The sequence below is a fragment of the Mycobacterium sp. WMMD1722 genome, assembly GCF_049315205.1.
Taxonomy (GTDB): domain Bacteria; phylum Actinomycetota; class Actinomycetes; order Mycobacteriales; family Mycobacteriaceae; genus Mycobacterium.
This window is the reverse complement of sequence record NZ_CP186056.1, coordinates 4,236,406-4,262,925: the sequence shown is the minus strand read 5'-3', so window position 1 is coordinate 4,262,925 and position 26,520 is coordinate 4,236,406. Positions and strand designations below refer to the sequence as shown.

Genomic DNA, 26,520 nt, shown 5'->3' with positions numbered 1-26,520 from the left:
CGGAAGAGAAGGCGACACCTCCCGAACCGGGCTACCCAGCACGGAACCCGAGAACCCACGCGGAGCACATGCCGCGGAACAGGCAAAAGTGTTGCGGGCCTGCGCGATTGAGAAAAGCGGGTGGCTACACCGGCCCCTTGGGTGGGGTGGTAGCCGCAGCGCATCGCAAGCACGCCGAGGCCAACCCACGCAACCCCTTCAGCACGCTTGGTAACCGGGCTCGGTGCTAGCGGGCGGCGAGCTGAACTCGATTCGGAACGCCGCCCGCTTCATTTTGCTGGCACCCGGTCAGGCCGAGGCGCCCTGGGCGATCTGAAGAGCCTCCCGCGCCCCGGCCTGCAACCCTCGGCAGCTGAGCAACACCCAGGCGGTGAGCCCGTCGGGCGTACCCGAGGCGAACCCCCGGGCCGCCGCGCGGTAGTCGCCGGACTGCTTCATCCAATACACCTCGGGCACGCCGAGTCCGTGCGGGTCGAGTCCGCTGGCAATGGTCACCAGGCGGGCCAGCGCGCGCGCGACGACCCCGTCGGCCGTGCCGAACGGTGCCAGCGTCAGGATCTCCCCGTGGGCGACGGCCGCCAGCACCGGCGCCGGGACCCGCGATGCGCCGGTGAGCAGTCCGGTGAGCAGTTCGAGGCGTCGACCCACCCCGGCGTCGGGCCGCGGCCGGCCGAGATGCTCGTCGTCGGTGAGGTCGGCGGCGGCCAGCGCGTGCAACCGGGCCAGCGCCTGCAGTGGCGCGCGCTGCCAGACGTCGACGAGGGCGGTGGCCCCGCCTTCGAGTGCCTCGTTGACCCGCAGCGCCCCGGCGAGCACCGGGTCCGGTTCGCCGCTGTCCGGGAACTGCAGCGGTCCCCCGTCGAGAACCGAGGACGCCCGCGCCGCGCGTAAGGCCGCCTCGGCAGCGGTGGTGGGCCATCCGCGGAGGTTGAACCGGTGACGATGCGCCCGGCCCAGCGCGTCACGGGCCTCCTCGCCGGCCTCGGCGACACCGGGCAGCTCGGCCAGCGGAGCCAGCGGATCGGTCATGGCAGCCCACGCTAGCCGACCGCTGATCCAGCGAAATTCGACGCTCGGCGCAGCAGGGCGGCCGTCCGCAGCCGCCGTGTGAGGTGTTCTCGTGCCGGTCACCTCCGGTGACTACGCTCACACCCATGTCCGAGACGCACAACGATGTCCCGTCCGCCTACCCGCCGCCGGAAGGCTTCGCCGAACAGGCGAACGCCACGGCCGAGATGTACCACAAGGCCGAGCAGGACCGTCTCGGGTTCTGGGCCGAGCAGGCCGAGCGGCTCGCGTGGGACACCCCGTTCGGCGAGGTTCTGGACTGGTCCGAGCCCCCGGTGGCGAAGTGGTTCGTGGGCGGCAAGCTCAACGTCGCCTACAACTGCGTGGACCGGCACGTGGAGGCGGGCAACGGCGACCGGGTGGCGATCCACTGGGAGGGCGAGCCGGTCGGCGATCAGCGCACATTGACCTACGCCGAACTCAAGGACGAGGTGTGCCGGGCCGCCAACACGTTGACCGACCTGGGCCTCTCCGCCGGCGACCGGGTCGCCATCTACATGCCGATGGTGCCCGAGGCGATCGTGGCGATGCTCGCGTGCGCCCGCCTGGGCGTCATGCACTCCGTGGTCTTCGCGGGATTCTCGGCGTCGGCGCTGAAGGCCCGTATCGAAGACGCCGAGGCCAAGCTCGTCATCACCACCGACGGCCAGTACCGCCGCGGGAAGGCAGCCTCACTCAAACAGGCCGTCGATGAAGCGGTCGAGGCGTCCGACAGCGTCGAGCACGTTCTGGTGGTGCGCCGCACCGGGATCGACACCCCGTGGAGCGAGGGCCGAGATCTGTGGTGGGACGAAGTGGTACCCAAGGCTTCGACCGAGCACACGCCGGAGGCGTTCGACTCCGAGCACCCGCTGTTCCTGCTCTACACCTCGGGCACCACCGGTAAGCCCAAGGGGATCATGCACACCACCGGCGGCTATCTGACCCAGTCGTCCTACACCCATCACTACGTCTTCGACGTCAAGCCGCAGACCGACGTGTACTGGTGCACCGCCGATATCGGCTGGGTCACCGGGCACACCTACATCGTCTACGGCCCGCTGTCCAACGGTGTGACGCAGGTGATCTACGAGGGCACCCCCACCTCACCGACCGAGCACCGGCACTTCGAGATCATCGAGAAATACGGGGTCACGATCTATTACACCGCTCCGACGCTGATCCGCACCTTCATGAAGCTGGGCAGGCAGGTCGCCGCCGAACACGACCTGTCCAGCCTGCGGCTGCTCGGCAGTGTGGGCGAGCCGATCAACCCGGAGGCGTGGCGCTGGTACCGCACGGTGTTCGGCGCCGACAAGACGCCGGTGGTCGACACCTGGTGGCAGACCGAGACCGGCGCGATCATGATCTCCCCGCTGCCCGGTGTCACCGCCGCCAAACCGGGCTCGGCGATGGCACCGCTGCCGGGGATCTCGGCCAAGATCGTCGACGACGACGGCAATCAGCTCGAACCGGGGACCGAGCACGGCGAACAGCCCAGTGGCTACCTCGTCCTCGACAAGCCGTGGCCGTCGATGCTGCGCGGTATCTGGGGCGATCTGGAGCGCTTCAAGGAGACCTACTGGTCGCGATTCGCCGAGCAGGGCTGGTACTTCGCCGGCGACGGCGCGCGCTACGGCGCCGACGGTGAGATCTGGGTGCTGGGCCGCATCGACGACGTCATGAACATCTCCGGCCACCGGATCTCCACCGCCGAGGTGGAGTCCGCGCTGGTCGGACATTCCGGCGTGGCCGAAGCCGCCGTCGTCGGCGCCACCGATGAGCAGACCGGTCAGGCGATCTGTGCGTTCGTCATCCTCAAGGCCAGCGCCCACGGCGGGGCCGAGAACATGGTCGAGGAACTGCGCGCCGAGGTGGCCAAGGAGATCTCGCCGATCGCCAAACCCCGTGAGATCCACGTGGTTCCGGAGCTGCCGAAGACCCGCAGCGGCAAGATCATGCGGCGCCTGCTGCGCGATGTGGCCGAAGGACGCGAGCTCGGCGACACCTCGACGCTGGTCGACCCCGGCGTGTTCGAGGCGATCCGGGCCAGTAAGTAAGCGTCAGCGACCGACCGGGACGAAGCCCGATCCCGGTCGGTTCTTGGCGACGATGTCGGCCAACTGGGTTCCGAACGACATCGCCACCGCGGGGGTGTGCAGCGGGATGTACTGCGTCACGCAGCCGGGCAGATTCTCCGAGAACGCCCCGTGGATCATGCCCACCAGGCGGTTGTTGACCGTCAGTGGAGCTCCGGAATCGCCCGGTCCGCCGCAGACCTGACTGACGATGGTGCCCGGATCCTGCCCCGGACCCCAGATCACCCCGCAGGACTGTCCGGTCGTGCGACCGAGCTTGCAGGCCACCGAACCGAACGGGGGGTCCGGTGCGATGCCGTCGATCCGGAATCCGTTGACGTCGGCAGTCGGTGTCACCTTCTGCGGGTCGAACTGGATGACCGCATAGTCCAGCGCCTCGTTGCCCGCGACCATGGTGCCCAGCACCCCGGCGTCCTCGACGCCTTCGGCCGACACGGTCGCGCCGGGTCCGCCGCAATGGGCGGAGGTGAAGCCGATCAGGTTGCCGCGGTTGTCGGTGCCGATCGTGGTGAGGGTGCACAGCGCATCACCGTTGACGACGATTCCCGACCCGCCGCCGAGTGCCACCGGCCCGGCGGCCTGAGCGGGGGGCGCCACCAGCACCAGGCCGGTGAGCGCCACGACGAGGCTGACCAGCAGCCACGACTGCCGACGGTGTCCGGTACGCAATACCCATCCCCTATCGATGTCTTCAGCGTCTTCCGCGATCGATCACCTGACCCGGCCGGCGGATCGGTCGAGTCTAACGTCGGCCGGGATCGTTTCCCTGTTGGCCACGTGGCAACATGAAGCCCGACCACATCACAGCGGGAGGAATTGTCCGTGAGCAGAGGCGACCGCAAGAACGGCGTGCCCACCACCGTGACGTCGATTCCTCTGACGGATCCGCATGCCCCCAAACCGGACCCCTCCCTGGGCGACCTGGTCAAGGACGCCACCTCTCAGGTGTCCACGCTGGTGCGCGCCGAGGTCGAGTTGGCCAAGGCGGAGATCACCCGTGACGTCAAGAAGGGTCTGACCGGCAGCGTCTTCTTCATCGGCGCCCTGGTGCTGCTGCTGTACTCGACGTTCTTCTTCTTCTTCTTCGTCGCCGAGCTGCTCGACACCTGGCTGTGGCGGTGGGCGTCGTTTTTGATCGTGTTCGGCGTCATGGTGGTGTTCACCGGGATCCTGGCGTTCTTCGGCTATCTCAAGGTGCGGCGCATCAGGGGTCCGCAGCAGACGATCGAGTCGGTCCGCGAGACCCGCGAAGCCCTCACCCCGGGGCCGGACAAACCGCAGAAGGCCGTCGCCCTGACCGACGGCCAGTCGACCAAAGACCCCTCCGGCTGGTAATGCCCCCACCCGATCCGTCGATCGTCCGTATCGACGGTCCGTGGCGGCATCGCGAGGTGCACGCCAACGGGATCCGGTTCCACGTGGTGGAGGCGGAGACCCACGATTCGTCGACCGCGCTGATGACCGATCGCCCGCTGGTGATCCTGCTGCACGGCTTCGCCTCGTTCTGGTGGTCGTGGCGCCATCAGTTGACGGGTCTGACCGGGGCTCGTGTGGTCGCCGTGGATCTGCGCGGGTACGGCGGCAGCGACAAACCGCCGCGGGGATACGACGGCTGGACGCTGGCCGGCGACACCGCCGGGCTGGTCCGCGCCCTGGGCCACCGGTCAGCCACCCTGGTGGGCCACGCCGACGGTGGCCTGGTCTGCTGGGCCACGTCGGTCCTGCATCCGCGGGTGGTGCGGGCCATCGCGGTGGTCAGCTCACCGCATCCGGTGGCGCTGCGCGCGTCGGCGACGACCCGTCGCGACCAGGGCCGGGCGCTGCTGCCCTACATGCTGCGCTACCAGGTTCCGATGTGGCCGGAGCGGTCGCTGACCCGCCACGACGGCGCGGCGGTCGAGCAGCTGGTGCGGTCCCGGTCGAGCCGCCGCTGGCAGGAGACGCAGGATTTCGCGACGACCGTGACCCACCTGCGTGAGGCGGTACAGATCCCGGCGGCGGCACACTGCGCGCTGGAGTATCAGCGGTGGGCGGTACGCAGTCAGTTACGCGGTGAGGGACGACGTTTCATGCGTGCGATGAAGCGGCCGTTCTCCGTTCCGGTGTTGCACCTGCGCGGCGACGCCGACCCGTATGTGCTGGCCGACCCGGTGTACCGGACCCAGCGCTACGCCCCGCACGGACGCTACGTATCCCTCGACGGGGCAGGCCATTACGGACACGAGGAGACGCCGGAGGCGGTCAACGAGCAGCTGATGCGGTTTCTGCGCCAGGTCTACGGACCGTAGCGTCAGCTGACGCAGGGCCCGGTCGCCACCCGCGCCGTGCCGCCGATCCTGGCGAGCTGGCGGGACACCTCCTGCGCGGTGAGGACGAACCCGGTGTCGGCGTCGTCGACAGCCGCGCCGAACACGACGCCGAGCACCTGGCCGCTGCGGTTGATCATCGGGCCACCGGAATTGCCCTGCCGCACCGTGCCGCGGATCGTGTACACGTTGCGGGTCACCGTCGTGGTCCGGTAGATGTCCGGGCCGTTGAGTTCGATGATCTCGCGCACCCGGGCCGGTGTCGGGGTGAAGTCGCCGCCACCGGGGTAGCCCAGCACGATCGCATCGGTGCCGGCCGGAGCTGGTTCGTCGACGAACGTCAGCGGCGGTGCGGGCAGGTCGGGGACGTCGAGGATCGAGATGTCGGCGCTGGGATCGTAGGACACCACGAACGCGTCGTAGGTCTTCCCGTCCACCTCGACGGTGACGCTCTCCGAGCCCGCGACCACGTGCGCGTTGGACATCACCCGGTTGGGGGCGACGACGAAACCGGTGCCTTCGAGCACCTTCTGACAGCCCGGGGCCACTCCGCGGATCTTCACCACGCTGCCGCGGGTGGCGTCGACCACGGCGTCGGTGGCCAGCCCCGCATCGGGCACGTCGACGTTCGCGATCGGGGTGCGGCCGAACGGTTCGAGCACCTCGGGCAGGCCGGAGGTGTCCAGCAGCGACGACAGCCGGGTGGGCACCGACTTCAGCCAGGGCGGCGCCACCTTGTCGACCTCGACCAGCACTCGGGAGCCTTTCACCGCGGCCGCGAGGTTGGGCTGGTCGGCCGAGGTGAGCGGGGTGGCCAGCAGCCACGCCGCCACCAGGACCGCGACGATCTGCAGGCCGACGCCGATGATCGAGTCGAACAGGCGCAGCGTGCGGTTGCGCAGCGCTCCGCGGACCGCCCGGCCCAGGACGACGCCGGCGATCTCGCCGACCACCACCAGGGCCAGGATCAGGAACAGCGAGGCGAACAGTTTGGTGCGGGCCCCGTCGAGGTGGCTGACGACGTGCGGGGCGAGCAGTACGCCGGCGACCGCGCCGAGTACGACGCCGACAAAGGACAGCAGCGAACCCAGCGCGCCTGACCGCCAACCCGAGATGGCGGCGACGAAGGCGACGGCGAGGACGAGGAGGTCAAGCCACTGCGACGGTGTCATTGTTGTCGTTCACCGTAGCGGCCGGCACCGCCGACAAGCGCCATTGCCGCGTCGAGCGCGCGCACGTCGTCGGTGTTCCAGGGCACCGCCCAGCCGGCCGCGTCGAGGATCGCCGAGATCACCTGACCGGTGAAACCCCACACCAGCATCTCGTTGAGCAGAAACGCCGGGCCGGCCCACCTGCGCGAATTCGTGTCCCGATAGACCATCAACCGGTTCTGCGGGTTGATGAACGCGCGTACCGGCACCCGCGCCACCAGCGCGGTCTCGGCGTCGTCGACCACGGCCACCGGGCCCGGGTCCGGCGAGTACGCCAGCACCGGGACGACGTGGAAGCCCGAAGGCGGGATGAACATCCGGGCCAGTGTGGCCACCGGGTGGATGCGAGCGGTGTCCAGGCCGGTCTCCTCGGTGGCCTCACGGAACGCGGTGTGCACGGGACCGTCGTCGCCGGGGTCGGCGGCGCCCCCCGGGAAGGCGGCCTGACCGGCGTGATGGCGCAGCGTCGAGGCGCGCACCGTGACCAGTAGGTCGGCCTCATCGGGTGGTCCGGCCTCGTCCGGTGAACGAAGAGAAGAGGACAAACCAGACTGAGCATCCTGCGGGCCGGAGAACAGCACCAGCACGGCCGCGTCGCGACGGGTGCCGGTGACCTTCGCTGCGGTCTTGGCGGCGGTGATGGCGGCGAGGATGTCCGGCGGCACCTGCCTGCGGTACGCCCGGGGAACGCGGTCGGCGCCGTCCACCAGCGGTTTGAGCCAGGCCGGCGCGGCGTCGGGCGTCAGACGGTGCCCGTCGCGCGTGGAACTCACCCGGGCACTCCCATCTTCTCTCGCACCGCGGCGTCGATCTCGTCGGCGGTGGCGAAGGACCTCGGCAGGATCCCGGCAACGCTACCGTCAGGACGCAGGATCACCGTCGCAGGCATGACGTTCGGCACCTTCAGCGCCGCAGCGATGAGGCGCCGGCCGTCCTGCAGCGTCGGCAGCCGCACGCCCAGGTCGGCGAGCCGGTACAGCGCCGCGGCCTCGTTCTCGTCCTGGTGCACCGTCACCACGATCGTGTCGGGCCCGGCACGGCGCTGATACTCCTGCATGGCCGGCAACTCGTCGGCGCACGGGCCGCACCAGTAGGCCCACAGATTGAGCACGACGGTGCGCCCGGCGAGCGACCGCGCGACGTCGACCGTCGAACCGTCGCCTGCGCACGGCAACTCGATGCCCTGCAGCGCCGCCGGCCCGGGCTCGGCCCCCGGCGCGGGGCAGGGTGGGAGATCGGCTGCGGCACGCGCCGGGCCCAGGTCCTCAGCCGCATGTGCGGTGGGCTGATCGCGGACGGCAGCCGGGCCGGGTTGCGTGGAGGGGGTCCGGTCACCGGTCAGCTGCAATGCGAACGCCACCACCAGCGTCACGGCGACGATCAGCGCGGCCAGGGTCCAGCGGATCGACGTGCGCACGACGGGACGGCGGGAACGGCTACAGCCCGGCCAACGCGAGCAGATGCGGGGTCTCGGGACCCTTCACCAGCGCGGCGGCGGCGATCTTGTCGGTCGGGCCGGTGCCGTAGGAGGGGCAGTCGGCCGCGAGCACACACACGCCGCAGGCCGGCTTGCGGGCGTGGCAGACCCGACGGCCATGGAAGATCACCCGATGGCTGAGCAGCGTCCATTCGCTGCGCTCGATGAGTTCACCGACCGCGTGCTCGACCTTGACCGGATCCTCCAGATCCGTCCACCGCCACCGCCGCACCAGGCGGCCGAAGTGGGTGTCGACGGTGATGCCGGGGATGCCGAAAGCGTTGCCCAGGATGACGTTGGCGGTTTTGCGGCCGACGCCTGGCAGGGTCACCAGGTCGTCGAGGTTGTCGGGGACCTGGCCGTCGAAGCGCTCGACCAGCTCCTGGCCCAGCCGGATGAGGCTGTTGGCCTTGTTGCGGTAGAAACCGGTGGGCCGCACCAGTTGTTCGAGTTCGGTGCGGTCGGCCTGGGCATAGTCCAGCGCGCTGCGGTATTTGGCGAACAGCGCCGGGGTGGTGAGATTGACTCCCTTGTCCGTGCTCTGCGCGGACAGGATGGTCGCGACCGTCAGCTCGAGCGGATTGGTGAAGTCCAGCTCGCAGTACACGTGCGGGAACGCCTGCGCCAACGTGCGATTCATCCGGCGGGCGCGGCGGACCAGGCCGAGCCTGGTCTCGCTCTCCCACTTCTTGGCGGCACGCCGCCGCGGTGTCTCGGCGGGGCCTGCACCTGCGGTCACCTCTTCAGGGTAGGCGAGGCCCCCGACAACACGACAACACCGACAACACCGACAACACCGGCGGACGACAGTGGCTCTGGACCGGTGACAAAACGTGACCGCGCTGAGACATGGGCCGTGTTTACTTCTGCCTTGTGTCCTGGTTGCTCGTCGCCTGCATCCCCGGGTTGCTGATGCTGGCGACGTTCGGGCTGGAGCGCCTCGAATCGGCCCTTGTCCGCGACGGCGGTCCGGACGCCGACGTCGATGAGTTCCTGCGGCAAGCCGCACCCAAGGAGGCCCCGCGGCGGGTGCGCGCGGCTGCCGCGGCACGCCCGGGCGGACGCATCGAACCGGTCGGCACGCTGCCCACCCGGATGGTCGAATCGGGTTTGCCGACGATGGTTTACAGCCCGCAGCCGCCCAATCCGCAATTTCGGCAGACCCGCCATGCCAATCGTGTGTAGCGTTGGCTAGTCGCCGAACGTGATACCTCTAGACTGAGCGAGCTGCCAGTGAGAGGTCGGCTGCGCATGTCATGTCACCCAAGAAATTAAGAGGGGCAACGTGGACGAGATCCTGGCCAGGGCCGGAATCTTCCAGGGAGTCGAACCCACCGCGGTATCCGCGCTGACCAAGCAGCTGCAGCCCGTCGACTTCCCGCGCGGGCACACGGTGTTCGCCGAAGGCGAGCCCGGGGATCGGCTGTACATCATCATCAACGGCAAGGTGAAGATCGGCCGTCGCTCGCCCGATGGCCGCGAGAACCTGTTGACGATCATGGGGCCGTCGGACATGTTCGGCGAGCTGTCGATCTTCGACCCCGGCCCTCGTACGTCGAGCGCCACCACCATCACCGAGGTGCGCGCCGTCTCGATGGATCGTGATGCGCTGCGCGCCTGGATCGCCGACCGCCCCGAGATCGCCGAACAGCTGCTGCGGGTGCTCGCGCGCCGGTTGCGCCGCACCAACAACAACCTGGCCGACCTGATCTTCACCGACGTCCCGGGCCGGGTGGCCAAGCAGCTGCTGCAGCTCGCGCAGCGCTTCGGCACCCAGGAGGGCGGCGCGCTGCGCGTCACCCACGACCTGACCCAGGAAGAGATCGCTCAGCTCGTCGGGGCGTCGCGCGAGACGGTCAACAAGGCGCTGGCCGATTTCGCCCATCGCGGGTGGATCCGTCTGGAGGGCAAGAGCGTGCTGATCAGCGACTCCGAGCGGCTGGCCCGCCGCGCGCGGTAGCGGGCGCTAACCGCGTAGATGGTCCAGCTGGGCCTGGACGCTCCACTCGGCTGCTTCCCACAGCTTCTCGTCGACGTCGGTGTAGACATGCTCGACGACCTGCCGGGCGGATGCGTCGTCCCCGAGTGCGGCCAGCGCAGAACGCACCTGGTTCAGCCGGTCCTCCCGGTGGGCGAGATAGGTCGCGGTCACCGCCGCCAGGTCGGGTAGATCGGGTCCGTGCCCGGGCAGCACGGTGCGTCGGCCGAGTCCCTGGAGCCGGCGCAGCGATTCGAGGTACTCACCGAGACTGCCGTCCTCGTTGTCGATGACGGTGGTGCCGCGGCCGAGGACGGTGTCGGCGGTCAGCACCGCATCGTCGAGGAGGAACGACACCGAGTCGGCGGTGTGGCCGGGGGTGGCCAGCACGGTGATCCGCAGTCCCGCGGCGTCGATCACCTCGCCGTCGGTCAGCGGTCCGCCGAGGCCGCGCAGGAATCCGCTGCCCACCGAGCGGACCACCGCGCCGGTGCGGTCGACGATCCGGTCGATGCCCCCGGTGTGATCGTCGTGGCGGTGGCTGATCAGGATCAGCGGTATCCGGCCGAGGTCGGCGATCCGGCCGATGTGGGCCTCGTCGTCGGGGCCGGGGTCGACGATGACGAGCTCGTCACTGCCCGGTCCGGACAGCACCCAGGTGTTCGTCCCGTCGAGCGTCATCAGCCCGGGGTTGTCGCACAGCAGCACCGAGGCGGACTCGGTCACCGGGCGGAGCAGCCCGTAGGCGGGATGCTCGGGAACGCTCATCCCACCTCGACGATGATCTCGACCTCCACCGGTGCGTTGCGGGGCAGTTCGGAGACCCCGACGGCCGAACGGGCGTGCGCGCCCGCGTCACCGAACACCTCGCCGAAGAGTTCGGAGGCGCCGTTGACCACGCCGGGCTGCCCGCCGAAACCGGGCGCCGACGCCACGAATCCGACCACCTTGACCACCCGGGTGATGGCGTCCACACCGACCAGCGCGTGCACGGCGGCCAGCGCGTTGAGCCCGCACAGCCGCGCCAGCTGCCGCGCGTCCTCCGGGTCGACCTCGGCACCCACCTTGCCGGTGCGGGTCAGCTCACCACCGACGATCGGCAGCTGGCCCGCGGTGTAGACGAGGTTTCCGGTCCGCACGGCCGGCAGGTAAGCCGCCAACGGGGCCACCACCTCGGGCAGTTCGATGCCCAGTTCGGACAGCCGCGCGGACCACGACCCATTCCCCGGGTCGCTTCGCTGCTGCCCGCCGGACCTCACTTCGGCCGCTTCAAATAGGCGACGTGCTGTTCGCCGGTCGGGCCGGGCAGCACCGAGACCAGCTCCCAGCCGTCGGCACCCCACTGATCGAGGATCTGCTTGGTCGCGTGCGTCAACAGCGGCACGGTTGCGTATTCCCACGTCGTCGCTTCACTCATCACCCGAGCCTATCGGGCCCCGACCCGCCCTTGGCTAGCATGCAGAGGTGGCATCAACTACCAACGGCGGTAGACCCGTCGGCTGGCCGTCGCGGCTGACCAAGGCCCGGTTGCACTTCGTCACCGGTAAGGGCGGCACCGGGAAGTCCACCATCGCCGCGGCCCTTGCCCTGGCGCTGGCCGCCGGCGGGCGCCGGGTGCTCCTCGTCGAAGTCGAAGGGCGCCAAGGGATTGCGCAGCTCTTCGACGTTCCACCACTGCCGTACAAAGAGGTGAAGATCGCCACCGCCGAACAGGGCGGTCAGGTCAACGCGCTGGCCATCGACACCGAGGCGGCGTTCCTCGAGTATCTCGACATGTTCTACAACCTGGGCCTGGCCGGGCGGGCGATGCGGCGCATCGGTGCCGTGGAATTCGCCACCACCATCGCCCCCGGTCTGCGCGACGTGCTGCTCACCGGCAAGATCCGCGAGATCGTCACCCGCGCGGAGAAGGGTAAGCAACCGGTGTACGACGCGGTGGTGGTCGACTCGCCGCCCACCGGACGCATCGCCCGGTTCCTCGACGTCACCCAGGCCGTCTCGGACCTGGCCAAGGGCGGCCCGGTGCACTCGCAGGCCGAAAGTGTGGTCAAGGTGCTGCACTCGGAACTGACGGCCATCCACCTCGTCACCCTGCTCGAGGCGCTGCCGATGCAGGAGACCCTCGAGGCGATCGACGAACTCAAGGCCCTCGGGCTGCCGATCGGCAGCGTCATCGTCAACCGCACCATCCCGGCCTATCTGCCCCCCGACGATCTCGCCAAGGCCGCCGAGGGTGACGTGGATGCCGACGCCGTCCGCGCAGGCCTGGCCGATGCCGGGATCACGTTGTCGGACAACGACTTCGCGGGCTTGCTCACCGAGGCCATCGAGCACGCGACCCGGCTGCGGGCGCGGGCGCAGACCGCCGAGCAGCTCGAACGCATCGAGGTTCCGCGCCTGGAACTGCCCGCCATCTCCGACGGCGTGGATCTCGGCAGCCTCTACGAACTGGCCGATGCCCTTGGCCGGCAAGGAGTCAGATAGTGAGCACCACCCCTTCCGCGCTCGACATGCGCGCGATCCTGTCCGACACCTCCAACCGTGTCATCGTGTGCTGCGGCGCCGGCGGTGTCGGGAAAACGACCACTGCGGCGGCGATGGCGCTGCGCGCCGCGGAGTACGGCCGCACCGTGGTGGTGTTGACGATCGATCCGGCCAAGCGACTGGCCCAGGCGCTGGGCATCCAGGACCTGGGCAATACTCCTCAGCGGGTACCGCTGGCTCCCGAGGTGGCGGGTGAGCTGCACGCGATGATGCTCGACATGCGCCGCACCTTCGACGAGATGGTGGTGCAGTACTCCGGGCCCGACCGGGCCGACGCCATCCTGGACAACCAGTTCTACCAAACGGTGGCCACCTCGCTGGCCGGCACGCAGGAGTACATGGCGATGGAGAAGCTGGGACAGCTTCTCGCCGAGGACAAGTGGGACCTCATCGTCGTCGACACCCCACCGTCGCGCAATGCGCTCGACTTCCTCGACGCACCCAAACGACTCGGCAGCTTCATGGACAGCAAGCTGTGGCGATTGCTTCTGGCCCCGGGCCGCGGGATCGGCAAGCTGGTGACGGGTGCGGTGGGCCTGGCGATGCGTGCCATGTCGACGATCCTGGGCTCGCAGATGCTCTCCGACGCGGCCGGGTTCGTGCAGTCCCTCGACGCCACCTTCGGCGGGTTCCGCGAGAAGGCCGACCGCACCTACGAACTGCTCAAGCGGCGGGGCACCCAGTTCGTCGTCGTCTCGGCGGCCGAACCCGACGCGCTGCGGGAGGCGTCGTTCTTCGTCGAACGGCTGACCGCCGAGCGGATGCCGCTGGCCGGGCTGATCCTCAACCGCACCCATCCCACGCTGTGCGGACTGCACGCCGAGAAGGCGGCCGCAGCGGCCGAGGGGCTGTTGGAGAAGGATCCGCAGTCGTTGGCGGGCGCGGTGCTCGAGATCCACGCGGATCGGGCGCAGACGGCCAAGCGGGAGATCCGGCTGCTGTCGCGGTTCACCGGCGCCAATCCCCACGTCTCGATCGTCGGGGTGCCGTCGCTGCCCTTCGATGTGTCGGATTTGGAGGCGTTGCGCGCGATCGCCGATCAGATCACCGGTGCGGACGCGGCCTGACGAATCGGCCGGCGGTCGGGCTCAGACGGCGCTGCGATGTTTGCGCTGCGCCGAGAAGAACTCGGCCCAGGAGACCACCTCGGGGTGCTGCTTGAGCAGGGCGCGGCGCTGGCGTTCGGTCATGCCGCCCCAGACGCCGAACTCGACGCGGTTGTCCAGCGCGTCGGCGCCGCATTCGAGGATGACCGGGCAGTGCCGGCAAATCACGGCGGCTTTGCGCTGCGCGGCGCCTCGGACGAACAATTCGTCCGGATCGGCCTGTCGACAGCGGGCCTGGGACACCCAGGCGATGCGGGCCTCGGCCTCGGCGCCCTGCACGGGAGTCGACGTCGGGATGGTGGACGTTGCGTTGCGCACCGCGGGCCGAGTAATAGACACCAGCGATCCCCTTCGTTCAGCCGCCGACGCTTCCCCGGCGTGCCCTCCCGTGTAGAACGCTGCTGCGATCTACGCCACATTGCGACAGTTTGTGTGTCCTGGATCGCACTGTGTGTCCAAGCTAGGTGGTCAGGCGCTATTCACGCAATACCGTCGTGCCCACTTTTTTGGGACAACCGTGCCGTCTGGCCGCCTTCTTAGACTTCCCGGTCGGCGGCGGGTCGCATCGACAGGCGCAATTGCGCTGCTCGGACCGCGGCGTCCGAGGGCCTCGTTACTCTGTACGCATGCCGGACCGCCCGCCCACCGCCGTCACGGTCATCAAGCTCGCCTGGTGCTGCTTGCTGGCCAGTGTGCTGGCTGCCGCCTTGATGTTCCCCGTGGTCGGCGGTATCGGGTTGGTGTCCAATCGCGCCTCCGATGTCGTTGCCAACGGTTCGGCGGCGCTCGTGGAAGGCGAGATCCCCCAGGTGTCGACCATGGTCGACGCGAAGGGCAACACGATCGCCTGGCTGTACTCCCAGCGACGGTTCGAGGTGCCCACCGATCAGATCGCCAACACCATGAAGTTGGCGATCGTCTCGATCGAGGACAAGCGATTTGCCGAACACAACGGTGTGGACTGGCAGGGCACGCTGACCGGTCTGGCCGGATACCTGCGCGGCGACACCGACACCCGCGGCGGGTCGACCCTCGAGCAGCAGTACGTCAAGAACTACCAGCTGCTCGTCGTCGCCCAGACCGATGCGGAGAAGCGCGCGGCGATCGAGACCACGCCGGCACGCAAGCTGCGCGAGATCCGGATGGCGCTGACGCTGGACAAGACGTTCACCAAGCCGGAGATCCTCACCCGCTACCTCAATCTGGTCTCGTTCGGCAATGGCGCGTTCGGTATCCAGGACGCTGCCCAGACCTACTTCGGCATCGACGCCTCCCAGTTGAACTGGCAGCAGTCGGCGCTGCTGGCCGGTCTGGTGCAGTCGACCAGCACGCTGAACCCGTACACCAACCCCGACGGTGCGCTGGCCCGGCGCAACCTGGTGCTCGACACCATGATCGAGAACCTGCCCAACGAAGCCGCGGCGCTGCGCGCGGCCAAGGACCAACCGCTGGGCATCCTGCCGGTGCCCAACGAGCTGCCCCGCGGCTGCATCGCTGCCGGTGACCGCGCCTTCTTCTGCGACTACGCGCTGGACTACCTGGCCCGCGCCGGTATCAGTAAGGACCAGGTCGCCAAGGGCGGATACCTGATCAAGACCACCCTGGACCCGGACGTGCAGGCCACCGTCAAGAACGGCATCACCCAGTACGCCAGCCCCGACCTCGAGGGGGTGGCCAGCGTGATGAGCGTGGTGCTGCCGGGCAAGGAGTCCCACCCGGTGGTCGCGATGGCGTCCAACCGCACCTACGGCCTCAACACCGACGCCGGGGAGACCATGCAGCCCCAGCCGTTCAGCCTGGCGGGTAACGGCGCCGGTTCGGTGTTCAAGATCTTCACCACCGCCGCGGCGATGGAGATGGGCATGGGCATCAACACCCAGCTGCCGGTGCCGGGCCAGTTCCAGGCCAAGGGGCTGGGCAGCAGTGATCGCCCCGGTTGTCCCGCGGACACCTGGTGTGTGGCCAACGCCGGCAACTATCGCGGCAGCATGAGCGTCACCGATGCGCTGGCCACCTCGCCGAACACCGCGTTCGCGAAGCTGATCTCGCAGGTCGGGGTGCCGCGCGCGGTGGACATGTCGGTCAAGTTGGGGCTGCGGTCCTACGCCCTGCCCGGGACGGCGCGCGACTACGACCCGGACAGCAACGAGAGCCTCGCGGATTTCATCAAGCGTCAGAACATCGGTTCGTTCACCCTGGGCCCCGTCGAGGTCAACGCGCTCGAGCTGTCGAACGTCGGGGCGACGCTGGCCTCGGGCGGCGTGTGGTGCCCGCCGAACCCGATCGCCCAGGTCGTCGACCGGAACGGCGAGGAGGTCTCGGTGACCACCGAGACCTGCGAGCAGGCGGTGCCCGAGGGCCTGGCCAACACCCTCGCCAATGCCATGAGCAAGGACGACCAGGGCGCCGGCACCGCGGCGGGTGCGGCCGGGTCGGTCGGCTGGGATCTGCCGATGTCCGGTAAGACCGGCACCACCGAGTCCAACCGGTCCTCGGCGTTCCTGGGCTTCACCAATCACTACGCGGCCGCCAGCTATATCTACGACGATTCGACCGAACCCAGCGAGCTCTGTTCCTTCCCGCTGCGACAGTGCGGTTCGGGTGGGCTGTTCGGTGGTAATGAGCCGGCCCGGACGTGGTTCGCCGCCATGAAGCCCATCGCGACCAACTTCGGCGACATCGCGTTGCCGCCGACCGACCCGCGGTACGTCGATGGCGGACCGGGTTCGCAGGTGCCCAGCGTGTCCGGGCTGACCGTGGACGGTGCCCGCCAGCGCCTGCGTGACGCCGGATTCCAGGTCGCCGACCAGACCAGTTCGGTGAACAGCGGTTCCCGCGCCGGCACGGTCATCGGCACCACTCCCAGTGGACAGACCATCCCCGGCTCGATCGTCACCATCCAGGTCTCCAACGGCATCCCGCCGGCGCCGCCACCGCCGCCGCCCCCGAGCGACATCCCGGGGCTGCCGGGTGGGCCGCCGCCGCCGATCGGCCAGACCGTCGTCGAGATCCCCGGTCTGCCGCCCATCACGGTGCCGGTGCTCGGACCGCCACCGCCCCCGCCGCCACCGTGATCCTCGCCGAGGTGTGATCGGTCTGACGGGGCGTCTCGCAGTACGATTTCTGGTATGGCTGTTGCTCCTCGACGATCGAAGACCTCGTCGCCGGTGACGATCCTGAAGACCACCGCCGCGGCCGGGGCCGGCTCGCTGGCCGCCGGCATCGCCTACGCATCGCTGATCGAGCGCAACGCGTTCACGCTGCGGGAAGTGACGATGCCGGTGCTCTCGCCGGGCTCCTCCCGCCTGCGGGTGCTACATCTCAGCGACATCCACATGCGTCCCGGGCAGCGGCGCAAGCAGGCCTGGCTGCGCGACCTCGCGCGGCTGGAACCCGATTTCGTGGTGAACACCGGCGACAACCTGGCGCATCCGAAGGCGGTTCCGGCGGTCGTCCAGTCGCTGTCGAGTCTGCTGTCGGTGCCCGGGGTGTTCGTGTTCGGCAGCAATGACTACTTCGCCCCGCAACTGAAGAATCCGCTGAACTACATCACCAAGCCCACCCACCGCGCCCATGGGGAACCGCTGCCGTGGCAGGATCTGCGCGCCGCGTTCACCGAGCGGGGCTGGCTGGACATGACCCACACCCGCCGGGAACTCGACGTGGCGGGTCTGCGGATCGCGCTGGCCGGCGTCGATGATCCGCATCTCAAGCGCGACCGGTACGACACCATCGCCGGCCGCGCCGCCGAGACGGCCAACCTGACCCTGGGCCTGACCCATTCTCCCGAACCGCGGGTGCTCGACCGGTTCGCCGCCGACGGCTATCAGCTGGTGATGGCCGGCCACACCCACGGCGGCCAGCTGTGCCTGCCGTTCTACGGTGCCATCGTCACCAATTGCGAGCTGGACCGTTCGCGCGCCAAGGGCGCCTCGCAGTGGGGTGCCGATATGGCGCTGCACGTGTCGGCCGGCATCGGCACGTCGCCGTTCGCCCCGATGCGGTTCTGCTGCCGCCCCGAGGCGACCCTGCTGACCCTGGTGGCGGCCCCGACCGGGGGCAACGACGCGATCACCCACGCCGGCCAGTCGCCGTCGACCGTCGCCGCGCGGTGAGCGCGGAGGCCAGGACGGCGACGCGCAGCGCCCCCCGGGCCTGGGTCGACGACGCGATCCGGTTGATCGAAGCCGATGCCCGGCGCAGTGCGGACACCCACCTGCTGCGTTATCCGCTGCCTGCGGCGTGGTGCGACGGTGTCGACCTGGCGCTCTATCTCAAGGACGAGTCGACGCACATCACCGGCAGCCTCAAACACCGCCTGGCCCGCTCGCTGTTCCTCTACGCGTTGTGTAACGGGTGGATCGGCGAGGGCACCACGGTGATCGAGGCCTCCAGCGGGTCCACCGCGGTCTCGGAGGCATACTTCGCGGCGCTACTCGGACTGCCGTTCATCGCGGTGATGACGTCGTCGACGAGCTCGTCGAAGATTGCGCTGATCGAATCGCAGGGCGGCCGTTGCCATTTCGTCGCCGAGTCGGCTCAGGTGTACGCGGAGGCCGAGCGGCTGGCCGAGGAGACCGGCGGGCACTACCTCGACCAGTTCACCAACGCCGAACGCGCCACGGACTGGCGCGGCAACAACAACATCGCCGAGTCGATCTATCAACAGATGGCCATGGAGCGCCATCCGGTCCCGGAGTGGATCGTCGTCGGCGCGGGAACCGGCGGCACGAGCGCGACCATCGGCCGCTACATCCGCTACCGCCGGCACGCCACCGGTCTGTGTGTGGTGGATCCGGAGAACTCCGCGTTCTTCCCGTCCTATGCGCAGGGCCGCGAGGATGTCGTCACCGGGGCGTCGTCACGTATCGAGGGCATCGGCCGACCGCGGGTGGAACCGTCGTTCCTGCCCGGGGTGGTGGATCGGATGATGACGGTTCCGGACGCCGGGTCGGTCGCGGCGGCGCGCCACGTCAGCCGGGTACTGGGCCGGCGGGTCGGTCCGTCGACGGGCACCAACATGTGGGGTGCTTTCAGCCTGTTGGCCGAGATGAATGCCCAGGGACGCAGTGGATCGGTGGTGACGCTGATCGCCGACAGCGGCGACCGCTACGCCGATACCTACTTCTGCGACGAATGGCTGAGCAGCCAGGGCATCGACCCGTCGGAGTCGGCCGCGTCGCTGATCGAATTCGAACGGTCCTGCGCCTGGTCCTGATCGTCGGACCGGCCGGACAGTGGCCCGTCGGCGGTGAGAAAGAGCCAGATCGCCGCCAGGGCGAAGAACCCCAGGTAGATGGACGCTCCCAACCCGGTCATGGCTGCCTCGTTTCGCGATTCTGCGGCTCTCTGCCGCCATTGTCATCAACGCCACCGACAAGTCGGTTCATTCCGGTGCGCCGGAGTCGTCGTGTCGCGTCGTCGTGACCGGGTGGTTACCCATTGCAGCGACATCGACACCGGCAGCCCGTTTGGCTTTGGGACCCATGGGTGCGATACCCTTTCATCGCTTCACCCGGGGTGTGGCGCAGCTTGGTAGCGTGCTTCGTTCGGGACGAAGAGGTCGTGGGTTCGAATCCCGCCACCCCGACTCGTGTGATCGCAGCTAGAAGGCCCTGACTGGTTATCCAGCTCGGGGCCTTCTTTCGTTCCGGTCCGCAACCCGGTGCACATCAGCGTGGCGCACGCGTCGGTAGCGGTTCAGCACACAGTGTTATATAACTAGTTATATAACACTGTGTACAAAACTCACGGGACGTCGCCCGGAGATCACATCGAGTAGATGGAGAGCTGAGCGTGCGCTTCGCAATCGTCGGGTCGGGCAACATCGGCTCCGCGGTGGCCGGACAGTTCGCCCGCGCGGGAATCGACGTGGGGGTCGCCACTTCCAGAGGTGTGGCCGCGGTGGCGCCCCTGGCGGAGCGACTTGGGCCGCACATCGTGCCGACCGAGGTGTCTGACGCCCTGCGCGCCGACATCGTGGTGCTCGCTGTGCCGTTCGATGCCGTCAAGGGTCTGGTCGAGCAGGTCTCCGATTGGGCACAGCGCATCATCGTGGACGCCACGAACGCGATCGACTTTCGCGACTTCTCGCCGGCGGACCTGGGTGGGCAGGCGTCCTCGGATATGGTCGCGCGGTGGGCGCGCAACGCCCGGGTGGTCAAGGCGTTCGGGCACACCTGGGCCAAGGTGCTCGCGCGGGAACCCGGTGACGGCAGTGGTGGTCGGCGGGTGGCCTTCGTGTCCGGAAACCATCCGAGTGCCAATGCCGAGGTCGCCCATCTCCTGGAGGTCTTCGGGTTCGCGCCGATCGACCTCGGTCGTAACGACGAGGGCGGCCTACTGCAGCAATTCGGCGGCCCGTTGACCACCCGGAGCTTCATCTCGCAGCCCATCGTCGGCACCGCGCCCGACGAGATGGACATCGCCGTCTCCTGACCGACGGTGGCGAGGTGGTGCGCTACCTAGGATGAGGGGATGGCACGGCCCCCGGAGTTCGACCGCGATGAAGCGTTGGTCAAGGCTCTGCACCTGTTCTGGGAGCGGGGCTATGAGCGGACGACGGTGCGCGATCTGACCGAAGCCATGGGGATCTCGGCGCCCAGCCTCTACAACGCGTTCGGTGGGAAGCAGGGCCTGTACAACGAGGCGGTCGCGATGTACACGAGTGCGCCGTCAACCGTGGTCCCCCCGGCGCTGGGCGAACGCACGGCGCGCGACGTCTTCGCCCGGATGCTCGAGATCGCTGTGCGCGAGTACGGCAGCGACGAGCAACCGCGCGGATGCTTCGTGATATCGGACCCGATGCTGAGCGACGAGCGCCAACTCGGGCGGTCAGCCATCCGGCAGCGACTGCAGCAGGCGCAGCATGACGGCGACTTGACCGAGGCGGATGACCTGGACGCGTTGACCGACTACATGGACCTGGTCTTGCGGGGTCTTTCGGCGTTGGCGCGTGACGGGGCGGATCGCAAAGCGTTGCGGGCCGCTGCCGATGTGGCCTTGCGCGCCTGGCCACGCTCCCGGAGGCGCTCGGCGCGAGCCTGAGCCTGCCCGCCGCGCCGGTTCGTCGTCGGGCCGAACGATTCTGTTGCGGCACAGCCCGATATCTCGTACCGTCTGTTTTGTCATATGCGTTACACAATCAACCGCAGGCGAGTCAGTGTAAAGCCCGTTCACCGGCGCCACCGCGGCCAGTTGATAGCCCCGAGTGTTCCGATCAGAACCGGCACTCATGAAATCCGATGCCGAGGAGTGTCATGGCCGATTCCGTCGTCACCTTGATGCACGACAATTTGCTCGCCGTCTTCAACGAACGTGAGCAAGGTAAGCGCCGCGAGGCCGCCCGCCGCACGTACGCTCCCGACGTCCGATGGACCGACGCCGAGGGGGTCACCACCGGTCACGATGCGCTCGAGGCCAAGTGCGTCGCTCTGCAGTCCGGTCTCGGTGATCTGCAGTTCGAGAGTGTCGGCCCGGTGCATCAGCTGCCCGGATTCGCCCACCTCGCTTGGCAGCTGGTCGACCCCGCCGACGGGCAGATCCAGATGACCGGTTTCGACGCCGCGGTCATCAAGGACAGCCTGATCACCGAGCTGTGGACCGTCCTGATCCCACCGACGAGCGGCGAAGATGCTGCTGAACACGTTGGGAGACAAGCGCCCTAGCGGCTCGCCGTCACTGCGAAGTCAGGCCCAGCTCACCGGCCTTGGCGAAGGCGTCGTCGATCAGGACGACGTCGATTCCTGCGCGGTCGAGCAGCGACGCCGCGATCGACGCGCGGTATCCCGAACCGCAGTGCACCCAGACCGATCCGGCGGGCACGTCAGCGAGCCGGTCGGGCAACTCGTGCAACGGAATGTTGACGGCACCGGGAAGGTGCTCCGCGGCGTACTCGTGGGTTTGTCGTACGTCGAGGACAGACACCGATGGGGAGGCGAGTTCCGTTGCCAGGGCGGCGAAGTCGACGACCCGATAGGAACGCAAGTGGTCGCCACCGAGGGTGTCGACGTCCCCGGTAGCCGCGCCGGTGAGCCGGTCCGCGCCGATGCGCACCAGTTCGCGTTTCGCGTCGGCGACCTGTTCGGGTAATTCGCCGATCACCGTGATCGGGGCGCCCCAGTCGTAGAGCCAGCCGAAGTAGCTGACGAACGATCCGGACAGCTCGAACCCGAAGGTGCCCGGCAGGTGCCCGGCGGCGAACGCCCTGCGCTGTCGCAGGTCGACCACCCACTCACCGGCGTCGATCCGGCGTCGCAGTTCCGCCGGGTCGACCGGTGCGGGAGGCGTCAGATCCACCGGCTGTGGGCCCGCGCTGTTGATGACACCCATATGGGCGTAGTAGGCGGGGTACGCCGACAGTCCGGCCAACAGGTCATCGACGAAACTCTGCTCGTCCTGGGTCAGCGCCGGATTGGTGTCGCGCTGCTCACCGATCGTCGAGGAGTCGCCGGACGCCGGTGTGGCCGAACAGAAGCTGCCGAAGCCGTGGGTGGGGTAGATCGGGGTGTCGGGCGGCAGCCGGTCGGCGAGTTTGCGCACCGAGTGGTACTGCGCGTGGGACAGCTCCACGGTGTCGTCCGGCCCGATCAGGTCGGTGCGTCCGGTGGTGCCGTAGAGCATCGACCCGCCGGTGAACACGCCATGGACGGCGCCGGCACTGTCGCGCAGCACATAGCTGACGTGATGGTGGGTGTGGCCGGGGGTGTGCAGCACTTCGAGTTGGATCGGTCCGGCGTCGATGAGGTCGCCGTCGGCGACCGGCCGACGTGCGTAGTCGACGTCGTCACCGGCCGGCACCGCATAGTCGGCGCCGACTGTGCGGGACAGTTCGAGTCCCCCGGTCACGTAGTCGTTGTGCAGGTGGGTCTCCAGCACGTGGGTGATGCGAACCCGGAGCTTCTCGGCGCGGGTGAGCACGCGGTCGATGTCGCGTTGCGGGTCGACAACGATGGCGACGCCCTGGTGGGCGACGAGATAGCTGCGGTCTCCGAGTCCGGAGGTTTCGATGATCGAGACGTCCATATCTGCTCCTTCGCAGGCTCACTCGAGGATCTGGGTGTCGGTCCCGCCCACCACCCTACATACCCCTACGGGTATGTGCCGAGACACCGCGTCCGGGCTCACCTCTACGCCCAACCAAGTGGTTGATAGCCTGGCACCAATGACCGCGCTCCGAGACCACCCGACGCCGGCGCGTAGCTGGATTGCGGATCTGCTCGCATTCGAGCGTGCCGGTGACCGGTTCGTGGCGCCGCAGGTCACCAGCGGCCCGGCGGCCCGGTTGTTCGGCGGCCTGATCGCCGCGCAGGCCCTCGGCGCCGCCGGTGCCACCGTCTCGCCCGAGAAGCTGCCGCAGTCGCTACACGCCTACTTCGTCCGGGGCGGCCGGTACGGCGTCGATGTCGAACTCGAGGTCGAACGCACCCGCGACGGGCGGTCGTTCGACACTCGGCGGGTGACGGCGCTGCAGCAGGGCAAGGTCATCCTCGAGATGATCGCCTCGTTCCACCGCCCCGAGGCCGGTACGGACTGGTATCCACCCCGTCCGCCGGACCTGTCGGTCGCGGAGGCGACACCGAAGGCGCCCGAACTCGAGGATGTCGACCGATTCGACATCCGCACCCGCCACGACGACGATTCGCCGTTCGTCATCCCGCCGTTCTGGATCCGCTTCCACAACCCCATCGAGGACGATCCGCTGATCCGCGCCTGCGCCCTGACCTACATGTCCGATCTGGGACCCGTTCCGGCCGCCCGGCCCGCGGGCGCTCCCGTCGCCCCGGGCGCGGGGGTGGCCGCCTCGCTCGACCACTCCGTGTGGTTCCACCGCCCGTTCGTCCCGAACGATTGGCACCGCTACGAGGTCGACGGGGTCAACAACAGCGACGCCCGCGGCCTGGCCCGCGGATCGCTCTACGACGATGCCGGCATGCTGGTCGCCAGCACCGCCCAGGAAGCGCTCTGGCGGGTGTAGGGAAAGTGGTACGCCCGCACGATTGACCGGTGGCTCAGCGGGTATCCGTCGACCGTGACTCTCGCGCCCCTCGTCGTCGAACCGACGTTGCCCGACGCCCGCGGCCCGCTTTCCCATGCTGTGGTGAGCTTGCTCACCGAGCGGGCCCCGCGCAACCACCTCTCCCGGGTCGAAGCCTCGCTGGCCGACGCCGACCCCTACGGCATCGATCTGCAGCTCGCCCTCTATGTCTGCTACGAGTTGCACTACCGCGGCTTCGCCGGGGTCGATCCGCATTGGGAGTGGAACGCTGGGCTGCTGCACCTACGCGGCCAGCTGGAGCAGTCGTTCCTGACTGCCGTGCGCAATGACATCGGGGAGATCACCCCGCAGGACACCGCCGCCGCCGAGATGGAGGCGCTGGCGGTCGAACCGGTCGACGGCCATCCCGGCGCCACCGGCCCGTCCTACTATCTGCGCGACAAGGGCACCTGGGAGCAGATGCGTGAATACTTCGTGCATCGGTCGCTCTACCACCTCAAGGAGGGCGACCCGCACGCATTCGCGATCCCGCGGCTCACCGGCCAGGCCAAGGCGTCGTTCGTGGCCGTCGAATTCGACGAGTTCGGCGGTGGGCGCGGTCAGCATCTGCACCAGCAGCTCTTCGCCGATCTGATGGTCGCCGCCGGCCTCGACGACACCTACCTGGGCTACATCAACGACGTGCCGGCCGAGGCGCTGGCCGCGGTCAATCTGATGTCGTTGTTCGGACTGCACCGAGCTTTGCGCGGCGCCGCGGTCGGACACTTCGCATCGACCGAGATCACCTCGTCTCCCGGATCGCGCCGACTGGTCGACGCCTTGGAGCGGATGGGCGCACCCGAGGTCTGCACCGCGTTCTACCGCGAACACGTGGAGGCCGACGCGGTGCACGAGCAGGTGGTGCGCACCGATGTGGTCGGCGATCTGGTGGCGCGCGAACCGCACCTCGACGCCGATGTGGTGTTCGGAATCCGGGCCCACGCGTTCATCGAGGACCGGCTGGCCGATCACGTGATGCGGTGCTGGGCCGCAGGCGAGAGTTCGCTACGCCGGCCGCTGGACTGAGGACGGCTTCTCGCCGGACTTCGTGACCCCGTCGGCGTCGCCGCGGCGGCGCCGACGGTGGCTGGTGTCGCACAGCGGATAGTTCTTGCTGCGCTTACACGCACAGATCGCGACCATGAACCGGTCGGATTCCACCACGCTGCCGTCGGGCATCTCGATGCGGACGGGCCCTTCGACCATGATGGGCCCGCCCTGCACCACCCGCACGGTGCGCGGCTCGGTCACGGCTTGTCCGCCCGGATGACCAGCAGCTCCTCTTCGCGGCGGCCCGGGTCCAACCGGCCCGTCTCCTCCAGCCACTCGGCCCGCGCGGTCAGCACCGGGCCGAACGGAATCCATTGCCAAGCAATCACTTCGGCATCCAGACCGGCGCTGGACAACGCCGCCAACGTTTGGCGCGGGTTGGCGAACTCGGACTGCACGAGCAGCAAGCTACCGCCGTCGGCCAGCAGTTCGGGCACCGCTTCGCACAGCGGGTCGAGCACCATTCGGCCGTCGTAACCGGCGTCCCAGGCCCGCGCCGGCCCCACGCTGGAGGGCACCGGACCCGCGTCGGCGCCTGGGTCGTGCGGAATGTAGGGCGGGTTGCACGTGACCAGATCGAAGGGCCGGAACTCGACCGCACGCGCCCAGGAACCCAGGTGGACGTCGATGTCGACACCGGCGGTCAGCGCGTTCGTGCGCGCGCACCGCACCGCCTTGGGGCAGATGTCGAAGGCGCTGACCGAGCCGGCCCCCTGCAGGGCCGCGTTGACCGCCACGACGCCGCTGCCCGTGCACAGATCGGCGACCCGGTTCCCGACGGCCAGTCCCGTCTTCTCCATGACGTCGATCAGCAGCTGGGAGTCTTCCTGCGGGGCGTAGACGCCCTCTGCGGCGACCACGATGTCGCGCTCATCGGTATATGCGGTGGTCACATCGGCCTCTCGATGTCAGATGATCTTGTGCGGGTGATTAATGCCCTGTATCGAAGCCGTTAAACCGGTCCGGTCCGTTTGCCCACCTGCTGGCGCGGGCACGTTCAGCACGTGAAAGTCTCCGATGTCCTCACGCTGCCCATGGAGGTCGGCGCCGCGGTTCGCCACCGGCGGCTGTTCCATCCCAACGGCGTCCTCGCGCGGGGCCGCATCGAACGGCTCGCCCCCGCAGGCGAAGGCCTGCCGATCGCGTCCGGCGACGTCATCGGCCGGATCTCCAAAGGGGTCGGCCTTCCGGGCGCCACGCCCGACGTCGCCGGACTGGCCTGGAGGATGCAGACCGACGACGGGCCGTGGGATGTGTTGCTGGCAAGCACCGGCTCGGGATTGAGCCGCGTCCTGCTGCGCCCGGCGTCTTCATGGGGTGAGGTCTACTTCTCGAGCCTGATGCCCCTGGGGCACCGGGGCGGGACGTGGTGGGTGCGGGCCAGGCTGGCCACCGAGCTGAACAGTCCCGGACTGTCCCTCGACACCATCACCGATCGGCTGTCGCGCGGAGACTTGGTGTTCGACGTCGAACAAGCCGCAGGCACCGGCGCCTTCCGGCCGCTGGCGCGCCTGACCTTCAGTCGGGTGCTGCCACCGGATCGCGACCTGGCCTTCGATCCCACCCGCAACTGCACGTCGGAGGTGGATCTGCTCCCACGTTGGCTGACCGCGCTGCGCCGTTCGGCCTACCGGCGCAGCCGACAGGGTCGCGACGCCGAGTGACC

29 protein-coding genes and 1 tRNA gene are annotated in these 26,520 nt (G+C 68.8%); 17 read left to right on the top strand and 13 right to left on the bottom strand.

The genetic code is table 11. The annotated features are described in order from the left end of the window. Positions 1–288: 288 nt before the first annotated feature. Positions 289–1,029 (bottom strand): oxidoreductase, encoded by a 741-nt coding sequence (locus ACN27E_RS20475; protein WP_422744218.1) that lies wholly within the window; start codon positions 1,027–1,029, stop codon positions 289–291. 125 nt (positions 1,030–1,154) lie between these two features. On the opposite strand from ACN27E_RS20475, the gene acs reads away from it, so the two are divergent. Further along, positions 1,155–3,107 carry an acetate--CoA ligase gene (acs, locus tag ACN27E_RS20470; RefSeq protein WP_422744216.1) on the top strand — a complete coding sequence of 651 codons (1,953 nt, stop codon included), beginning with the start codon at positions 1,155–1,157 and terminating at the stop codon, positions 3,105–3,107. A 3-nt stretch (positions 3,108–3,110) separates the two neighbouring features. Here acs and ACN27E_RS20465 read toward each other — a convergent pair whose 3' ends face one another. Continuing rightward, a complete protein-coding gene (locus ACN27E_RS20465; RefSeq protein WP_422744215.1) occupies positions 3,111–3,815 on the bottom strand; it encodes a serine protease in 705 nt (234 codons plus the stop codon). Between the two features lie 153 nt (positions 3,816–3,968). Here ACN27E_RS20465 and ACN27E_RS20460 point away from each other — a divergent pair, with 153 nt between their 5' ends. Both ACN27E_RS20460 and ACN27E_RS20455 read left to right on the top strand, forming a co-directional pair. After that, positions 3,969–4,481: a phage holin family protein gene (locus ACN27E_RS20460; RefSeq protein ID WP_422744213.1), complete on the top strand. Its 513-nt coding sequence runs from the start codon at positions 3,969–3,971 to the stop codon at positions 4,479–4,481. Beyond that, positions 4,481–5,434, top strand: coding sequence for an alpha/beta fold hydrolase (locus ACN27E_RS20455; protein ID WP_422744212.1), 954 nt, complete (start codon positions 4,481–4,483; stop codon positions 5,432–5,434). The genes ACN27E_RS20460 and ACN27E_RS20455 overlap by 1 nt, the downstream gene beginning before the upstream one ends. A gap of 2 nt (positions 5,435–5,436) precedes the next feature. Here ACN27E_RS20455 and marP read toward each other — a convergent pair whose 3' ends face one another. The 4 genes from marP to nth are packed head-to-tail and all read right to left on the bottom strand — an operon-like array spanning position 5,437 to position 8,780. Next, positions 5,437–6,624, bottom strand: a complete 1,188-nt coding sequence (marP, locus tag ACN27E_RS20450; protein WP_422744210.1) for an acid resistance serine protease MarP — start codon at positions 6,622–6,624, stop codon at positions 5,437–5,439. Further along, positions 6,621–7,436, bottom strand: coding sequence for an NUDIX hydrolase (locus ACN27E_RS20445; protein WP_422744209.1), 816 nt, complete (start codon positions 7,434–7,436; stop codon positions 6,621–6,623). The genes marP and ACN27E_RS20445 overlap by 4 nt, the downstream gene beginning before the upstream one ends. Next, a complete protein-coding gene (locus ACN27E_RS20440) occupies positions 7,433–8,080 on the bottom strand; it encodes a TlpA family protein disulfide reductase (RefSeq protein WP_422744208.1) in 648 nt (215 codons plus the stop codon). Before ACN27E_RS20440 ends, ACN27E_RS20445 begins: the two co-directional genes overlap by 4 nt. A gap of 19 nt (positions 8,081–8,099) precedes the next feature. Then, on the bottom strand, positions 8,100–8,780 hold the full coding sequence (gene nth / locus ACN27E_RS20435; protein ID WP_422750006.1) for an endonuclease III: 681 nt from the start codon (positions 8,778–8,780) through the stop codon (positions 8,100–8,102). Positions 8,781–8,989: 209 nt separating this feature from the next. Between nth and ACN27E_RS20430 the strand changes: the two genes are divergently transcribed. Then, complete coding sequence (locus ACN27E_RS20430) at positions 8,990–9,325, top strand: hypothetical protein (RefSeq protein WP_422744206.1); 336 nt, start codon at positions 8,990–8,992, stop codon at positions 9,323–9,325. A gap of 100 nt (positions 9,326–9,425) precedes the next feature. Then, positions 9,426–10,100: a cAMP-activated global transcriptional regulator CRP gene (gene crp / locus ACN27E_RS20425; protein WP_247056989.1), complete on the top strand. Its 675-nt coding sequence runs from the start codon at positions 9,426–9,428 to the stop codon at positions 10,098–10,100. A gap of 6 nt (positions 10,101–10,106) precedes the next feature. Here crp and ACN27E_RS20420 read toward each other — a convergent pair whose 3' ends face one another. From ACN27E_RS20420 to ACN27E_RS20410, 3 genes are read right to left on the bottom strand one after another with little or no spacing between them, the layout of a single operon-like run. After that, the gene (locus ACN27E_RS20420) at positions 10,107–10,886 is read right to left on the bottom strand and encodes an MBL fold metallo-hydrolase (protein WP_422744204.1); all 780 of its coding nucleotides are present in this window, start codon (positions 10,884–10,886) and stop codon (positions 10,107–10,109) included. Beyond that, entirely contained in the window at positions 10,883–11,377 is a 495-nt protein-coding gene (locus ACN27E_RS20415) for a RidA family protein (protein ID WP_422744202.1), read from the bottom strand. The genes ACN27E_RS20420 and ACN27E_RS20415 overlap by 4 nt, the downstream gene beginning before the upstream one ends. Beyond that, complete coding sequence (locus ACN27E_RS20410; protein WP_422744200.1) at positions 11,374–11,535, bottom strand: hypothetical protein; 162 nt, start codon at positions 11,533–11,535, stop codon at positions 11,374–11,376. Before ACN27E_RS20410 ends, ACN27E_RS20415 begins: the two co-directional genes overlap by 4 nt. Before the next feature lie 47 nt (positions 11,536–11,582). On the opposite strand from ACN27E_RS20410, the gene ACN27E_RS20405 reads away from it, so the two are divergent. Beyond that, positions 11,583–12,602 carry an ArsA family ATPase gene (locus ACN27E_RS20405; RefSeq protein WP_422744198.1) on the top strand — a complete coding sequence of 340 codons (1,020 nt, stop codon included), beginning with the start codon at positions 11,583–11,585 and terminating at the stop codon, positions 12,600–12,602. After that, entirely contained in the window at positions 12,602–13,729 is a 1,128-nt protein-coding gene (locus ACN27E_RS20400) for an ArsA family ATPase (protein ID WP_422744197.1), read from the top strand. The genes ACN27E_RS20405 and ACN27E_RS20400 overlap by 1 nt, the downstream gene beginning before the upstream one ends. A 21-nt stretch (positions 13,730–13,750) precedes the next feature. Here ACN27E_RS20400 and ACN27E_RS20395 read toward each other — a convergent pair whose 3' ends face one another. Continuing rightward, entirely contained in the window at positions 13,751–14,107 is a 357-nt protein-coding gene (locus tag ACN27E_RS20395) for a WhiB family transcriptional regulator (RefSeq protein WP_422744196.1), read from the bottom strand. A gap of 287 nt (positions 14,108–14,394) precedes the next feature. On the opposite strand from ACN27E_RS20395, the gene ponA2 reads away from it, so the two are divergent. The 7 genes from ponA2 (at position 14,395) to ACN27E_RS20360 (ending at position 21,435) form a co-directional block, all read left to right on the top strand. Beyond that, a complete protein-coding gene (gene ponA2, locus ACN27E_RS20390) occupies positions 14,395–16,842 on the top strand; it encodes a transglycosylase/D,D-transpeptidase PonA2 (protein WP_422744194.1) in 2,448 nt (815 codons plus the stop codon). Positions 16,843–16,896: 54 nt separating this feature from the next. Beyond that, entirely contained in the window at positions 16,897–17,883 is a 987-nt protein-coding gene (locus ACN27E_RS20385) for a metallophosphoesterase (RefSeq protein ID WP_422744193.1), read from the top strand. Beyond that, a complete protein-coding gene (locus ACN27E_RS20380; protein ID WP_422744190.1) occupies positions 17,880–18,986 on the top strand; it encodes a PLP-dependent cysteine synthase family protein in 1,107 nt (368 codons plus the stop codon). The genes ACN27E_RS20385 and ACN27E_RS20380 overlap by 4 nt, the downstream gene beginning before the upstream one ends. 298 nt (positions 18,987–19,284) lie before the next feature. After that, positions 19,285–19,358: transfer RNA gene (locus ACN27E_RS20375), tRNA-Pro, on the top strand. Positions 19,359–19,564: 206 nt separating this feature from the next. Further along, positions 19,565–20,206, top strand: a complete 642-nt coding sequence (locus tag ACN27E_RS20370; protein ID WP_422744188.1) for an NADPH-dependent F420 reductase — start codon at positions 19,565–19,567, stop codon at positions 20,204–20,206. A gap of 39 nt (positions 20,207–20,245) precedes the next feature. Then, on the top strand, positions 20,246–20,815 hold the full coding sequence (locus tag ACN27E_RS20365; RefSeq protein WP_422744187.1) for a TetR/AcrR family transcriptional regulator: 570 nt from the start codon (positions 20,246–20,248) through the stop codon (positions 20,813–20,815). A 212-nt stretch (positions 20,816–21,027) separates the two neighbouring features. Further along, a complete protein-coding gene (locus tag ACN27E_RS20360; RefSeq protein ID WP_422744186.1) occupies positions 21,028–21,435 on the top strand; it encodes a nuclear transport factor 2 family protein in 408 nt (135 codons plus the stop codon). Positions 21,436–21,445: 10 nt separating this feature from the next. Here the strand turns inward: ACN27E_RS20360 and ACN27E_RS20355 are convergent, their stop codons facing one another. Beyond that, positions 21,446–22,792 carry an MBL fold metallo-hydrolase gene (locus ACN27E_RS20355; RefSeq protein ID WP_422744184.1) on the bottom strand — a complete coding sequence of 449 codons (1,347 nt, stop codon included), beginning with the start codon at positions 22,790–22,792 and terminating at the stop codon, positions 21,446–21,448. Positions 22,793–22,931: 139 nt separating this feature from the next. Between ACN27E_RS20355 and ACN27E_RS20350 the strand changes: the two genes are divergently transcribed. Next, positions 22,932–23,744 carry an acyl-CoA thioesterase gene (locus ACN27E_RS20350; protein ID WP_422744182.1) on the top strand — a complete coding sequence of 271 codons (813 nt, stop codon included), beginning with the start codon at positions 22,932–22,934 and terminating at the stop codon, positions 23,742–23,744. Positions 23,745–23,798: 54 nt separating this feature from the next. Next, a complete protein-coding gene (locus tag ACN27E_RS20345) occupies positions 23,799–24,830 on the top strand; it encodes an iron-containing redox enzyme family protein (protein ID WP_422744180.1) in 1,032 nt (343 codons plus the stop codon). Here ACN27E_RS20345 and ACN27E_RS20340 read toward each other — a convergent pair. Beyond that, positions 24,810–25,055 (bottom strand): CDGSH iron-sulfur domain-containing protein, encoded by a 246-nt coding sequence (locus tag ACN27E_RS20340; RefSeq protein WP_422744179.1) that lies wholly within the window; start codon positions 25,053–25,055, stop codon positions 24,810–24,812. The two genes, ACN27E_RS20345 and ACN27E_RS20340, sit on opposite strands and share 21 nt — an antisense overlap. Beyond that, a complete protein-coding gene (locus ACN27E_RS20335) occupies positions 25,052–25,747 on the bottom strand; it encodes a HemK2/MTQ2 family protein methyltransferase (RefSeq protein ID WP_422744177.1) in 696 nt (231 codons plus the stop codon). The genes ACN27E_RS20340 and ACN27E_RS20335 overlap by 4 nt, the downstream gene beginning before the upstream one ends. A gap of 111 nt (positions 25,748–25,858) precedes the next feature. On the opposite strand from ACN27E_RS20335, the gene ACN27E_RS20330 reads away from it, so the two are divergent. Beyond that, positions 25,859–26,518 carry a phosphodiesterase gene (locus ACN27E_RS20330; RefSeq protein ID WP_422744175.1) on the top strand — a complete coding sequence of 220 codons (660 nt, stop codon included), beginning with the start codon at positions 25,859–25,861 and terminating at the stop codon, positions 26,516–26,518. Positions 26,519–26,520 lie beyond the last annotated feature (2 nt).